At 57.3% G+C, this 13,488-nt stretch carries 16 protein-coding genes, 1 tRNA gene and 1 pseudogene; 11 read left to right on the top strand and 7 right to left on the bottom strand.

Annotation, left to right across the window (positions count from 1 at the left end):
- Window positions 1-236: 236 nt before the first annotated feature.
- Entirely contained in the window at window positions 237-1,679 is a 1,443-nt protein-coding gene (gene mgtE / locus GNF76_RS27415; protein ID WP_155586189.1) for a magnesium transporter, read from the top strand.
- 92 nt (window positions 1,680-1,771) lie between these two features.
- On the opposite strand, the gene GNF76_RS27410 is transcribed toward mgtE, so the two are convergent.
- The gene (locus GNF76_RS27410) at window positions 1,772-2,098 is read right to left on the bottom strand and encodes an Arc family DNA-binding protein (RefSeq protein WP_003175643.1); all 327 of its coding nucleotides are present in this window, start codon (window positions 2,096-2,098) and stop codon (window positions 1,772-1,774) included.
- 110 nt (window positions 2,099-2,208) lie between these two features.
- On the opposite strand from GNF76_RS27410, the gene GNF76_RS27405 reads away from it, so the two are divergent.
- Window positions 2,209-2,394, top strand: a complete 186-nt coding sequence (locus GNF76_RS27405) for a hypothetical protein (RefSeq protein ID WP_155586212.1) — start codon at window positions 2,209-2,211, stop codon at window positions 2,392-2,394.
- Between the two features lie 145 nt (window positions 2,395-2,539).
- Here GNF76_RS27405 and GNF76_RS27400 read toward each other — a convergent pair whose 3' ends face one another.
- Entirely contained in the window at window positions 2,540-2,719 is a 180-nt protein-coding gene (locus GNF76_RS27400) for a PA3371 family protein (RefSeq protein WP_155586188.1), read from the bottom strand.
- Between the two features lie 23 nt (window positions 2,720-2,742).
- On the bottom strand, window positions 2,743-2,970 hold the full coding sequence (locus GNF76_RS27395; RefSeq protein WP_155586187.1) for a hypothetical protein: 228 nt from the start codon (window positions 2,968-2,970) through the stop codon (window positions 2,743-2,745).
- Between the two features lie 335 nt (window positions 2,971-3,305).
- Between GNF76_RS27395 and GNF76_RS27390 the strand changes: the two genes are divergently transcribed.
- Both GNF76_RS27390 and GNF76_RS27385 read left to right on the top strand, forming a co-directional pair.
- Window positions 3,306-3,382: transfer RNA gene (locus GNF76_RS27390), tRNA-Arg, on the top strand.
- A 393-nt stretch (window positions 3,383-3,775) separates the two neighbouring features.
- A complete protein-coding gene (locus tag GNF76_RS27385; protein ID WP_155586186.1) occupies window positions 3,776-5,164 on the top strand; it encodes an MFS transporter in 1,389 nt (462 codons plus the stop codon).
- 59 nt (window positions 5,165-5,223) lie between these two features.
- Here the strand turns inward: GNF76_RS27385 and GNF76_RS27380 are convergent, their stop codons facing one another.
- The 4 genes from GNF76_RS27380 to flgA form a co-directional block, all read right to left on the bottom strand.
- Complete coding sequence (locus tag GNF76_RS27380) at window positions 5,224-5,973, bottom strand: flagellar regulator YcgR PilZN domain-containing protein (protein WP_178123621.1); 750 nt, start codon at window positions 5,971-5,973, stop codon at window positions 5,224-5,226.
- Between the two features lie 95 nt (window positions 5,974-6,068).
- On the bottom strand, window positions 6,069-6,536 hold the full coding sequence (locus GNF76_RS27375; protein ID WP_155586184.1) for a flagella synthesis protein FlgN: 468 nt from the start codon (window positions 6,534-6,536) through the stop codon (window positions 6,069-6,071).
- 48 nt (window positions 6,537-6,584) lie between these two features.
- Complete coding sequence (gene flgM, locus GNF76_RS27370) at window positions 6,585-6,908, bottom strand: flagellar biosynthesis anti-sigma factor FlgM (RefSeq protein ID WP_155586183.1); 324 nt, start codon at window positions 6,906-6,908, stop codon at window positions 6,585-6,587.
- Window positions 6,909-7,048: 140 nt separating this feature from the next.
- Window positions 7,049-7,825, bottom strand: coding sequence for a flagellar basal body P-ring formation chaperone FlgA (gene flgA, locus GNF76_RS27365; RefSeq protein ID WP_178123620.1), 777 nt, complete (start codon window positions 7,823-7,825; stop codon window positions 7,049-7,051).
- A 79-nt stretch (window positions 7,826-7,904) separates the two neighbouring features.
- Between flgA and GNF76_RS27360 the strand changes: the two genes are divergently transcribed.
- The 7 genes and pseudogenes from GNF76_RS27360 to GNF76_RS29715 all read left to right on the top strand — a co-directional run.
- Entirely contained in the window at window positions 7,905-8,837 is a 933-nt protein-coding gene (locus tag GNF76_RS27360) for a chemotaxis protein CheV (protein WP_155586182.1), read from the top strand.
- A gap of 42 nt (window positions 8,838-8,879) precedes the next feature.
- Window positions 8,880-9,707, top strand: coding sequence for a protein-glutamate O-methyltransferase CheR (cheR, locus tag GNF76_RS27355; protein ID WP_155586181.1), 828 nt, complete (start codon window positions 8,880-8,882; stop codon window positions 9,705-9,707).
- Between the two features lie 313 nt (window positions 9,708-10,020).
- On the top strand, window positions 10,021-10,428 hold the full coding sequence (flgB, locus tag GNF76_RS27350) for a flagellar basal body rod protein FlgB (RefSeq protein ID WP_155586180.1): 408 nt from the start codon (window positions 10,021-10,023) through the stop codon (window positions 10,426-10,428).
- A 3-nt stretch (window positions 10,429-10,431) separates the two neighbouring features.
- The gene (gene flgC, locus GNF76_RS27345; RefSeq protein ID WP_155586179.1) at window positions 10,432-10,875 is read left to right on the top strand and encodes a flagellar basal body rod protein FlgC; all 444 of its coding nucleotides are present in this window, start codon (window positions 10,432-10,434) and stop codon (window positions 10,873-10,875) included.
- A 16-nt stretch (window positions 10,876-10,891) separates the two neighbouring features.
- Window positions 10,892-11,623, top strand: coding sequence for a flagellar hook assembly protein FlgD (gene flgD / locus GNF76_RS27340; protein WP_155586178.1), 732 nt, complete (start codon window positions 10,892-10,894; stop codon window positions 11,621-11,623).
- 31 nt (window positions 11,624-11,654) lie between these two features.
- Window positions 11,655-12,971 carry a flagellar hook protein FlgE gene (flgE, locus tag GNF76_RS27335; RefSeq protein WP_155586177.1) on the top strand — a complete coding sequence of 439 codons (1,317 nt, stop codon included), beginning with the start codon at window positions 11,655-11,657 and terminating at the stop codon, window positions 12,969-12,971.
- A gap of 175 nt (window positions 12,972-13,146) precedes the next feature.
- Window positions 13,147-13,488 (top strand): annotated as a pseudogene (locus GNF76_RS29715) (hypothetical protein); the annotation flags it as partial.

Raw genomic sequence — 13,488 nt, 5'->3', positions numbered from 1 at the left:
TCGCACCACCATACGTGCGGCCAATGCTCAGGTTTGCATCGCAAGCGCTTGTTCTTTCCAGTTTTTTGACGTTTAAAACGGTCGGGCGGTGTATCATTGCGCCCGTCAGCCTCGCCGGGGCTTGTGGAATACCTCCATGGACTTACCCAGTAGTTACTTAACACCCTGCTTTACCAATCATGAATTGACTGATTGATCCTTCCGGCGTGCCCCGCTGCTGGGAGTGGAGTTCGCCTATGACCGAAGTTGAAGTAAAGAAAACACAAGAAAGCCTGCAGGATCGCCTGGCTCAAGTAGTTGAGTTGCTGCATCGCCAGCGCGTGGTCGAAGACCTGACTCACCGCCAGGAAGGTCCGCATCACGATCGGGTCGAAAACCTGGTCCACCGGCAAAACCTCGTCGAGTTGCAACGCAAGCTCGATGATCTGCACTCCGCCGACGTTGCCTACATCCTTGAGGCCTTGCCTCTGGATGATCGTCTGACCCTCTGGCAGTTGGTCAAGGCTGATCGTGACGGCGACATTCTCCTCGAAGTATCCGACTCGGTCCGTGAAACCCTGATCGCCGACATGGACGATCACGAGCTCCTGGCTGCGGCCAAGGAGATGGATGCTGACGAACTGGCTGACCTGGCCCCTGAGCTGCCTCGCGATGTTGTCCATGAATTGATGGAAGCCCTCGATGGCCAGCAGCGTGAGCGTGTGCGCTCCGCGTTGTCCTATGACGAGGAGCAGGTCGGTGCACTGATGGACTTCGAGATGGTGACCATCCGCGAAGACGTCAGCCTGGAAGTGGTCCTGCGTTACTTGCGCCGTCTCAAGGAATTGCCAGGCCATACCGACAAGCTGTTTGTGGTCGACTACGAAGGCATCCTCAAGGGCGTGCTGCCGATCAAGCGCCTGCTGGTCAATGACCCGGACAAGAAAGTCGCGGATGTGATGGCCAGTGATCCGGTGAGTTTTCACCCGGATGAAGATGCTTACGACGCTGCCCAGGCGTTCGAGCGTTACGACTTGATCTCGGCTCCGGTGGTCGACAAGAACGGCAAGCTGATCGGTCGTTTGACCATCGATGAGATGGTCGACCTGATCCGTGAGGAGAGCGAAAGCGAAGTCCTCAACATGGCGGGTCTGCGTGAAGAGGAAGATATTTTTGCGTCAGTCTGGAAGTCCCTGCGTAACCGCTGGGCCTGGCTGGCAATCAACCTGATTACCGCGTTTATCGCTTCTCGTGTGATCGGGCTGTTTGAAGGGTCCATTGAGAAGTTGGTGGCATTGGCGGCGCTGATGCCGATTGTGGCCGGGATTGGTGGTAATTCGGGCAACCAGACCATCACCATGATTGTGCGGGCTATGGCGCTGGATCAGGTGAGCACGGGACATGGCTCACGGCTGCTGCGCAAGGAGCTGGCGGTCGCGTTGATCAATGGCCTGGTGTGGGGTGGGGTGATCGGCATAGTGGCTTATCTGCTTTATGGCAGTTGGTCCCTGGGTGTGGTCATGACGGCCGCCATGACGCTTAACCTGCTACTGGCTGCCCTGATGGGGGTGTTGATCCCGATGACGCTGGTGCGTCTGGGGCGCGATCCCGCCATGGGTGCCAGCGTAATGATTACCGCCATGACCGACAGTGGTGGTTTCTTCATCTTCCTTGGTTTGGCGACCATCTTCCTGCTCTGATACTTCCCTCGTGGGGCTGCCGGCAGCCCCAAACTCCAAATCCCAGGCAAAAAAAAGCCAGCACATGGCTGGCTTCAGCTTTCAATTGAACATCAGTTGGCTTCTGCAGCGGCCTCGACGTCGTGGGCGATAAGCGACACGAGGGCGTTTTGCTGGCGGTGGGAGAGCTGACGAAAACGCTGCAGCAGTTCGCGTTCGTGCAGTGACAGCTCCGGGCTGTCCAGGCGCATGCTCAACTCGTCGCCCAGTGCACCTTCCTGAATAAGGCTCTGTTCCAGGCGTGCAATGATTTCGGAGTTCATGCTGCGGTGATGATTGCGAGCCACCTCGGCAATGCGTTCCCGCATTCCGTCTGGCAGACGTACGACGAACTTGTCAGCCGTACGGCTGGAATAAATTGCCTGTTTCAATGGGCGCATATATTTAACCGGTTAGTTCAGGGGAGCGGTTTTTGGAATTGGCCGCAAGATGTCTGTTAGGACAAGGGTTGCTGCCAAATGTTCAACCTGAATTGCAAAGAGGCCGCATCATGCCTCAGATTTGCCAGTTCATTGGCGTCAATTCTGTGACAAATATTGAACCGGCTAAAGGCTTTATGCCAGCACTCATTTTCAAATTTGCGGACTGGTTTGAAAACTTTATCTGCACGGCGCCCAAGCAAGTGGCAGGGCTGCTGGCCCCGCAGGCAAAAGGGTTTTCGGGGCACATGCTATAGCAATATGGCCTTTTGCCCTTAATTTTAAGACTAGTGGCAATTTGCCAATTTGCGAGGCCTTGGCGACATAAGGTCGGGAATTTGGATGGGTGTGAATCGAGTGGGGGGGCAGGTGTTTTTAGCTGCGGCGTTCTTGCAGAAGGGCTCAGCGCAACACCGGATCAAACTTGAAGCGCCGCCCGACAATGATCGCCAGTAACCACAGGCTGCCGAATACGCCGCTGGCGATAAAGGCGGTGGTTTGTGTGTCCTGTGATGTGATGTTCAGGCCCACAACACCGGTAAACAGGGTCAGGGTCAGAAACAGCCAGGCGGATTTCGTCATGGGGGGCTCCGTGGGGTGCGGTGTCAAAAAATCCAGTGCTCAGATGAAGTGGTGGCCTGGATACCTTGGGTCAGTTGGACGGAGGGTTGGACCTTGGCCGTCATGACTGCCAGCTGCGGACGTTGTTGAATGTGGTGTGAACCAGCCTGGCTGGCGTATAGCGTTTCATCACCGGTGGCGGGTTGAAAATGGAGCATCACCAGTGCAGTCAATGCCACGGCATTGAGGGCTAGCAGAAGTGCACTGTTCATGGGTGTGTTCTCCGCAGGGTGATAAGGTCGCTGGATTTATAGGGATAAGGATTGCAGAGGGCGTGCCAGCCTTTTATTTATAAAAAATCATTTTAAAACAATATGTTATGTTGATGTTGAAATGATGTCTTGTTGCATTTTGCAATGATGGCATTTTGGGGTAGTGCATTTTGCACGATCGTCATTATCGCCAGCCATCAGTGGGTGGCGCCCAGCGCTCTGTTGAGAGGAACGGCTTACACTCAAAAAGCCCACGGACGACATGACAAAACTCAACTCGGCCGTTAACATGCACGCCGTCCGTCGCAACGCCTTTGGTGGGGTGGCTGTCATTTGTCCCAGTAGCTCAATTGGATAGAGCATCCCCCTCCTAAGGGGAAGGTTGGCCGTTCGAACCGGCCCTGGGACACCATCATTAACGTTCCGCTCTTTTTAGAAAGGGCAGGAATTTCAGGAAAGCCCCGTTCAGAGCATTCTGGCGGGGCTTTTTTTGTGGGTTGGGGGTGGGCGGCGGCTACCGCCTGGTCCAGCGACGCGCCTGGTTCCCCCGCTCTTTTTGATCGCACCGCGAACCTTGCCGATGTTTGAGGCTCAATGGCATTGCGGCGCGAGTTTTTGTTACCGGATTGTACCTTGCGGGTCGCCACGGGGCGTCTGAGACGTAGTCTCTTGGCGATGCACCTGTTTTAAACAAATTATTCCCTGGAAACGGTGTGTTTTGGCTTTCCGGGCCTGACGACGCTGCGCCGTCGGACTATCATGCCGATAGCCTGACACTCACTGCAAGGAGCCGCTCGGAACGCCGATGCGCCAAATCTGGAAATCTTTTCGAGCGCTGTATTTTGCCTCCTTGATGATGCTGATCGGCTCCGGCCTGTTGAGTACGTACCTGGCCCTGCGCCTGGCAGCGGATCATGTCGACAGTCTGTGGGTGGGTGCGTTGATGGCCGCCAACTACTTCGGCCTGGTGTTGGGGGGCAAGATCGGTCACCGGCTGATCGCCCGGGTCGGGCATATCCGGGCCTACGCCACCTGTGCCGGGATTGTCGGTGCGGCTGTGCTGGGCCACGGCCTGATCGATTGGCTGCCTGCCTGGATCGTGCTGCGGATGGTGGTGGGTCTGGGCATGATGTGCCAGTACATGGTCATCGAGAGCTGGCTCAATGAGCAGGCAGACGCCAAACAGCGAGGTGTGGTCTTCAGCGGCTATATGATCGCTTCCTACCTGGGCCTGGTGCTAGGGCAGTTGATTTTGGTCATGCACCCGCAATTGGGTCTTGAGCTGCTGATGCTGGTGGCGCTGTGCTTTGCTCTGTGCCTGGTGCCGGTGGCGATGACCCGGCGCATTCACCCCGCGCCCCTGCATCCTGCGCCGATGGAGCCGCGTTTCTTTATCAAGCGGGTGCCGCAGTCCCTCAGTACGGTCTTGGGGGCGGGTCTGATTGTCGGCTCTTTCTATGGTCTGGCGCCGCTCTATGCGTCCCAGCAAGGGCTGAGCACCGAACAGGTCGGTCTGTTCATGGGTAGCTGTATTTTTGCCGGGCTGCTGGTGCAGTGGCCGCTGGGCTGGTTGTCGGACCGTTATGATCGGGCGTTGTTGATTCGCTGTTTTGCCTTGTGCCTGGCGGTGGCGGCGTTGCCGTTGGCGATCATGACCCAGGTGCCGTTAGAGGTGTTGTTCGTGGCGGGCTTCCTCTGTTCGCTGGTGCAGTTCTGTCTGTATCCGCTGGCGGTAGCGTTCTCCAATGATCACGTCGAGGGCGATCGCCGGGTTTCCCTGACGGCGATGCTACTGGTGACCTACGGCATTGGTGCCAGCGTCGGGCCGCTGTTGGCGGGTGTGGTGATGAAGCTATTCGGCAGCCATATGCTCTACGCGTTTTTCAGCCTGTGTGCCTTGATCCTGGTCTGGCGTATCCGGCCGAAGGCGGTGACCAATTTGCATCAGGTGGACGATGCTCCACTGCATCACGTGGCGATGCCCGACAGCATGTCCAGCTCGCCACTGGTGGCTGCCCTCGACCCTCGGGTGGATGAGCAGGTGGTGCAAGACCAGATGCAGACGACTGTCCCGGATCCGGAGCCCGAGACCAATCCAGAGCCAGCGGTAGATGAGCAGGCTCCATCGGCAGAGTCGCCAGAGCACCCGGACCCGGATGATCACCCCCATGACCTGAGCAGGGCACGTCCCTGAAACAAAAAACGGGCAGTTCCCTGAAGGAGCTGCCCGTTTTTTGTCGCCACCTTTAAAAGTTAAAGGTCGTCATCCTTGTCAAACCGCCGCGCCTCGCGCTGCAGTTGGTAGACAAAACGTTCAACCTGACGCTGCACCAGCCCGCTCATGTTGTGAAAGCGCACGCCGGCAAAGGTGGTGTCGATCTTTTCTTCGAAGTGCAAATAACGCAGCTCTACGGCGGTGGTCATGCTGCCGAAGGGCAGGGCGGCGATGAAGCGGTCATAGACCTGGCCCAGTTGCAGGCGCCCGGAAATGTCGCCATCAAAGCGCAGCTTGCAGCCGGTAGCGGAGATATCCAGCAGCTTGCCGCTGAGGGGGGCCTTGAGCTTCTCGCCGCCCAGCTCGACATTCACCAGTTGCGCCAGCTTCAGGGCGGCACGGAAGGCATTGCGGCGCTGATGGTAAACCACCTCGTCAGGCATGCTGCCGTTGTAGCTGCGGTGGCCGTCTGTTTCGCTGATGGTCAGGGTACCGTTGCTTTCCCAGGCCACGCGCACGCCGTCGTGAAAACCTTCGATGCGGAAGGCTTCGCCATTCTCCAGGTAGCGTTCGCCGTCGCGGGGAATCATCTCGTCCAGGGCCAGGCTTTTGCTTTCCCGATCCACGTCCACCAGGTAGCTCTGGAAGCGCTGGTTGCGTTCGTGGAAGGTGATGATCAGGGGATCATGGCTTTCTTGCAGCAGCCGCAAGGTGGCGGCAATTTCCAGAGGCGTGGTGAGGACCTTGGGTGGCTGCGGAGCATCTTCCGCGTTAAGGGTGTTGAACACGGTTCTTCCATCTCCAGGCAAAATACGACTACACGCAAGAACCGGCATTTTGCCAGCATGTGGCGCGCCTTGATAGGGCGCGCGATAAACCGGCGTCAGGCTTGGCTGAGGGTACTTGGCTTGGCCAGGCGTGAGGTGGAACCCTGGGCGTTGTACAGCGCTGGAGGTTCGCCGCCATGAAGGATGCGCAACTGGTTGGCGGTCGTGGCTTGCTGAAGCTGGATCGATTGGCCATTGAGTACATTGGCTTGCTGGCACTGGAGCAACAGCTCATTGAGCGCTTGGCTCTGGCTCAGCAACTGGTCGCCAACCGAGGAGTGGCTGGCCAGTTGGGTAAGGCCGTCATGGTCGGCCGGCAGTCCCAGGCTGGCCAGAATCTGGCTGCGCTTCTTGCCATGCTGTTCCAGCAGGACGATCAGCGCCTGCTTGCGTGCCAGGATATCTTCCAGCAGCGGCATATCCCGGCCGTACAGGGCCAGTGATTCTTCTTGAAGCAGCTCGAGCAAATGTTGCGCTGGAGCAAGGTCTTCAGTGATCAGTTGGAGTAAATTTTCGTCGTGCATGGCTGGCCTTGGGTTTTAAGCGTCCAAAAGCCTGGCGCAGGCCTTTGCCTAGCGCTCGGCTTCGAAGTTAAGCAGTTTGCTGGCTACACGGTTGCTGTCGACTTTATAGCTGCCATCGGCAATCGCCTGCTTCAATTCGGCCACACGGGCTTTATTGACAACCGGTTGATCGCGCAGCGAGTCAGTGACCTTCTGCAACTGTTGAGCCTCTTTGCTCAGGTGTACCGATTCCCCACTCTGGCTGACACCGGCCTGTTCTGCCTTGGCGGGCAGAGGCTGGGGCTGGGCTTCAACGCTGTCCTTGGCACCGCTGGTACGCGTATTGCCGGGAAGCGTCGGGGTGTTATTCAAACGACTGAAATCAATGACCATGTTAGAAAACCTCTGGGTATTTGGACGCTTGCCATGTTTTCGGCCATACCCGGACAAACTTTAGGCTCGATTGACAATAAACCTATACGTGACGACGTCTGCGCACAGTGTAGGAAAAGCCGGCGTCCCGCGCCAGCTATCTATAGGGCGACTTCCACTTGGCCCGGGGCTGTCACCCGCGCCTTGATCACTCGGTTGGAGTTGAGGTTCTTGACCCGTATCTGTTCGCTCATACCACCATTGGACAAGGCTTCTCCGGGCATCTTTACGGTCAAGGTGCCGCTGTTGGCGGAGATCACCACTTGATCGCCCTTGCGCACGACTTCCGCCTGTTCGAGATGGACCAGGGTGATGACTTGGTCGGTGACCATTGGTCGGGTGAGTTTCTGCCCGATCGCCTGATCGACCGACGTCAGGTACCCCTGATTGATTTGGCTGATGTCGCGTTCACGCAGGGCGACGTCCTCGAAACCGATGATCCCTGTGCGTTTCAGTGGCCGGGTAACGACGACGACATCACGAAACAGCTTGACCTGGGCGGGCACAAACACCGTCCAGGGCGAGGCGCCGTCGCAGCGTACTCGCACGGTGACACGACCGATGGGTTGAGCCGGGCTTTCCAGGGTGGCTGTCAATTCCTTGTCGCACATGGGCATGCGCAGGCGCGGGTCCAGCGGGCTGACCTGGATTTCGTAGCGTCCCGGGGTCTGCGTGGTGGCCAGATAATCTTCTACAGTGAACTCAAGAAAGCCCTGGGTGACGCCGATAAGCAGATCAGGCAGGGTGACATTGTCGGCACGGGCCGGCTGACCAGTGACGAACGCCAGCAAGGCCAGCGAGACACAGAGCAATCGGCGGTACTGTTTAGAGTACGGCAGTGGCTGGGGGCGTCGGGAAACTGTCGGTTTGATGTTCATGGCCAATAAAAAGCAAAGCTCGTGCCGTTTAGTATCGGGTACACGTCGTACCCATAAGTTTTAGCGTAGGAGTCAGGGCATGGCGGGTGTAATGGATGCAGTGAACCAGCGTACACAGCTGGTAGGGCAGAACCGCCTGGAGTTGCTGTTGTTTCGTCTGGATGGCAAGCAGCTTTACGGCATCAACGTCTTCAAGGTGCGGGAGGTGCTGCAGTGTCCCAAGTTGACGATATTGCCCAAATCCAGTCCTGTGGTCTGTGGCGTGGCCAACATCCGTGGTGCGACGATTCCGATTCTTGACCTGGCGATGGCCACCGGTTCACCGGGCTTACAGGACCGTGCGAACCCGTTTGTCATCATCACCGAGTACAACACCAAGACCCAGGGTTTCCTGGTGCGCTCGGTGGAACGCATCGTCAACATGAACTGGGAAGAGATTCATCCGCCGCCCAAGGGCACCGGACGTGATCACTACCTCACGGCAGTGACGCGGGTCGACAACCAGTTGGTGGAAATCATCGACGTGGAGAAGGTGCTCGCGGAAGTGGCCCCGACCTCGGAGGCTATTTCAGTGGGGGTGGTGGATGCCGACACCCAGCACAAGGCAATCTCCCTGCGGGTGTTGACGGTGGATGACTCCTCGGTGGCGCGCAAGCAGGTGTCCCGTTGCCTGCAGACCGTCGGTGTCGAAGTGGTGGCGCTCAATGATGGCCGCCAGGCCCTGGATTACCTGCGCAAGCTGGTGGACGAGGGCAAGAAGCCGGAAGAAGAATTCCTGATGATGATTTCCGACATCGAGATGCCAGAAATGGACGGCTACACCCTCACGGCCGAGATACGCAACGATCCACGCATGCAAAAATTACACATCATCCTGCATACTTCGTTGTCAGGTGTATTCAATCAGGCGATGGTCAAGAAGGTCGGTGCCGATGACTTTCTGGCCAAATTCCGCCCTGATGACCTGGCATCCCGGGTAGTCGACCGGATCAAGGCAGCAGATCACGGCTAGGTTTTTTCCCCTGGCGGTCACACGATTTAAGAGGCGGTATCATTGTCTACGGGTAATTTGGATTTCGAACAGTTCCGGGTCTTCCTGGAAAAAGCCTGTGGCATATTGCTCGGTGAAAACAAACAGTACCTGGTATCCAGCCGTCTCAACAAACTGATGGAGCAGCAGGGGATCAAATCCCTGGGCGAACTGGTACAACGGATCCAGGGCCAGCCGCGCAGTGGGCTCAAGGAAATGGTGGTCGATGCCATGACCACCAACGAGACCTTGTGGTTTCGCGATACCTATCCGTTTGAAGTGCTCAAGAACAAAGTCCTGCCGGAGTCGATCAAGGCCAGCCCGGGCCAGCGCCTGAGGATCTGGTCGGCGGCGTGCTCATCGGGGCAGGAACCCTATTCGATTTCGATGTCCATTGATGAGTTCGAGCGGACCAACATGGGCCAGTTGAAGGCGGGCGCGCAGATTGTGGCCACAGACTTGTCCGGCACCATGCTCACCAACTGCAAGACCGGCGAGTACGACAGCCTGGCCTTGGGGCGTGGGTTGTCCCAGGAGCGTTTGCAGCGTTACTTCGACCCCAAGGGCGCGGGGCGCTGGGCGATCAAGACGCCGATCAAGAGTCGGGTGGAGTTTCGTTCGTTCAACCTGTTGGACAGTTATGCCGGCTTGGGCAAGTTCGATATCGTGTTTTGCCGCAATGTGCTGATCTACTTTTCGGCTGAGGTGAAGAAGGACATCTTGTTGCGCATTCATGGCACCCTCAAGCGTGGCGGTTACCTGTTCCTTGGCGCTTCTGAAGCGTTGAATGGTTTGCCGGATCATTACCAGATGGTGCAGTGCAGTCCCGGGATCATTTACCAGGCCAAATAATCCAGGTTCGCCCGATCAATGTGGGAGCGGGCTTGCCCGCGATGGCGGTGTGTCAGTCGATGAATATGTCGGCAGGTACTCCGCTATCGCAGGCAAGCCCGCTCCCACATTTGTTTTTGCGGCAAGTAGAAGGAAGGCGGCAACTCTCCATTGCCGCTTTACTGGCGCCACGCGGAAACCCCTTGCCGCTTTTCTGGCATCGCCTGCGGCAATCTCCCCCGTAAACCCTTGATATAAGGGCTCCCGCCAGATTGGCATGCCCCTTGCTATAACCCTGTTACGAAAAGCAGGTCAGCCCCTAAAGGTTTCCACCATGAGCATCAGCTTCGATAAAGCGCTCGGTATCCACGAACAAGCCCTGGGCTTCCGCGCCCAGCGTGCCGAAGTCCTGGCTAACAACATCGCCAACGCCGATACCCCGAACTATAAAGCTCGGGACCTGGACTTCTCCGCCGTGCTCGCCGCACAGCAAGACAAGACCAGGAACGGCACCTTCGCTTTGAACATGACCAACACCCGTCATATCGAAGCGCAAGGCCTGGGCAATGGCGACGAGTCGCTGCTGTATCGCACGCCGATGCAGCCTTCGATCGACCAGAACACCGTGGACGCCCAGCTGGAGCAATCGGCCTATGCCGAAAACTCGGTGAACTTTCAGGCCAGCTTCACCCTGCTCAACAGCAAATTCAAAGGGCTGATGTCGGCCCTCCGTGGGGAGTAAGTCATGTCTCTAGCCAGTGTTTTCAATATTGCCGGCAGTGGCATGAGCGCCCAGACCACGCGCCTGAACACCGTCGCCAGTAACATTGCCAACGCCGAGACCGTGTCGTCGAGCATCGACCAGACCTACCGTGCCCGTCACCCGGTGTTCGCCACCATGTTCCAGGGTGGCCAGAGTGGCGGCAGCGATTCGTTGTTCCAGAACCAGGATGCTGCCGGCCAGGGCGTTCAGGTACTGGGTGTGGTGGAAGATCAGAGCAATCTCGAAGCGCGCTATGAACCCAACCATCCCGCCGCAAACGCCAAGGGGTACGTGTACTACCCCAACGTCAATGTGGTCGAGGAAATGGCCGACATGATTTCCGCCAGTCGCTCGTTCCAGACCAACGCGGAAATGATGAACACCGCCAAAACCATGATGCAGAAGGTCCTGACCCTGGGTCAGTGATAAGGGGCGCCAAATAATGGCCATTGTTGATACGTCATCAAACAACACGGCGATCCAGGACCTGTTCAACTCCAAGGTCAAGGACGCTACGGCAAACAACAACGGGTTAGCGGGCGCGGCCAAGGCGGCTACCGGCAATCAGTCGTTGGGCAAGGATGCGTTCTTGCAGTTGCTGGTTACCCAATTGAAAAACCAGAACCCGCTGTCGCCCCAGGATAACGGTGCGTTCGTGGCGCAGCTGGCACAGTTCAGCAGCCTTGAAGGCATCAACACCCTGAACGATTCGGTCAACAATATCTCCACCAACTTCAGCTCATCGCAAGCACTGCAGGCTTCGTCGCTGGTGGGGCGTTCGGTGATCACCCAGACCGACAAGGCCATGGTGGACACGAGCAAGAGCCTCAACGGTTCCGTGGCGGTCACCTCGGCAGTGGGCAACGTCACTGTCAAGGTCACTGACAAGGACGGCAAGCTGGTCAAGACGATCGACCTGGGTGCCCAGAGTGCCGGCAAGGCTGACTTTATCTGGGACGGCAAAAACGATGCCGGTGAGACGGTCGCTGCTGGCACCTACACCTTCAATGCTTCCACCAAGACGGACAAGGGCGACTCGGTAGCCCTGAGGACCTCGCTACCGGCGACGGTCACCAGCGTGACCCTCGGCCAGAATGGCGGCGAGATGATGCTTAATCTTGCGGGCGGCATGGGCAGTATCAAGCTGTCGCAAATTCAGATTATCGGTACATAGAGCCGGCTAAATACGGCAAGAGGAGAGAAACATGTCTTTTAATATCGGCCTTAGCGGCCTCTATGCGGCCAACAAACAGCTGGACGTGACCGGCAACAATATCGCCAACGTCGCGACCACCGGCTTCAAGTCGTCCCGCGCGGAATTTTCCGATATCTATGCGCAGTCCAAGCTGGGTACTGGCCAGAATAACGTCGGCAGCGGCGTGAACCTGGCGGCGGTATCCCAACAGTTTACCCAGGGTGAGGTCAACAGCAGCGGTGGCCTGTTGGACATGGCGATCCAGGGTGGCGGTTTCTTCGTGCAGAAGGGCAGCGACGGTTCGCTGGAGTACACCCGTAACGGCTCCTTCAAGCCGGACAAGGATGGCTATATCACCAACAATACCGGGACTTCGCGACTGCAAGGTTATGCGGCGGACGCAGATGGCAAAATCATCAAGGGCGCGCTGACCGACCTGCAGATCAACCTGTCCAATCTGCCGCCCAAGGCTTCCACCAAAGTGGACTCCACCAGTAACCTGAACTCGTCGGAGCCGGTCATCGATCAAACGGCTCATCCGTTCGACCCGACCAAGTCAGAAACCTTCACCACCCAGTACAGCACCACCCTGTATGACACTCAGGGTAATGCGCACCCGATGGTTCAATACATGGTGAAGACGGATTCCAACACCTGGAAGTCCTACACCCTGATCGACGGGCGTAACCCCAACGGTACGCCAATCAGTGGTACAGGGGCCGTCGCGCCAGTGGCCTCGACGGTGACGTTTGACACGGCCGGTACCCTCAAGGGGATTGTTACGCCGCCAAGCACGGTGTCTAACACCACGCTGACCATTGCCGACTGGAAGCCGGGCGTGATGAAGGGGGGGAATTGGGTTGATAATGGTGCTGCGGCCAACCCGACCGGTATTGCCGTCAATATGGCCAGTATCACTCAGTACAACTCCGCCAGTTACCGCAACCCGCCGATCACTGATGGCTATGCCACGGGTGAAATCACCAACCTGAAGGTTGACGGTAACGGTGTCTTGTTCGCCACCTTCAGCAACCAGCAAAGCAAGGCCATCGGCCAATTGTCCCTGGCCAGCTTCAATAACGAGCAGGGCCTGGCGCCTGCCGGTGGTACCACCTGGAAAGAAACCTTTGCATCGGGCCAGCCGGGTTATGACGCTCCGCAGGCCGGTACTTTGGGCTCTATCGTTGCGGGCTCGCTGGAGAACTCCAACGTCAACCTGACCAATGAACTGGTGAACCTGATCAAGGCCCAGAGCAACTATCAGGCGAACGCCAAGACCATCTCCACTCAAAGCACCATCATGCAGACCATCATTCAGATGACGTGATGCGGTAGCGCTCCACAAGAAACCCCTCGCAAGAGGGGTTTTTTGTGAGTGCAAGAAAACACTCCACGGCGAATCTGGTTACGCGCTGAAATGCATGGCGAGGAACACTCCATTCTTACCCCGCCACTGATTGGTTCAGGGGCCGGCAGGCTCATCAATCAATGGGAGGGCGGGTATGTGGAGTTCGTCAGGGGGCAGCCAAAGGTCCGCAGGTATACGTAATGACAATGGTTGGGCAGGGCGGTATCCGGGGGGCGTAAGCCGTTCAGATGACAAAAAGGACGACGCGGGTGTCAACAATAAGGATAAGGAAGCGGTCAGCAAGCTTCTTAAAGAACTTGAAGATGCCGAGAAAACGTCCAAGAGTCAGACTGTTCAGGATCTACGCGACAAGCTGAATGAAAAGCGAAAGGAGCTCGGAGAAGAAAAGTTCAAGGAGATCCTCGAACAGCTCAAGAAAGACGCGTCTGAAGATTGGCTCGCGTGGTTGAAGAGGCTGTTTCCGGATTTGTTTCCC

Source organism: Pseudomonas spelaei (genome assembly GCF_009724245.1).
Taxonomy (GTDB): Bacteria; Pseudomonadota; Gammaproteobacteria; order Pseudomonadales; family Pseudomonadaceae; genus Aquipseudomonas; species Aquipseudomonas spelaei.
This window is presented reverse-complemented; position numbering and strand designations above follow the sequence as displayed.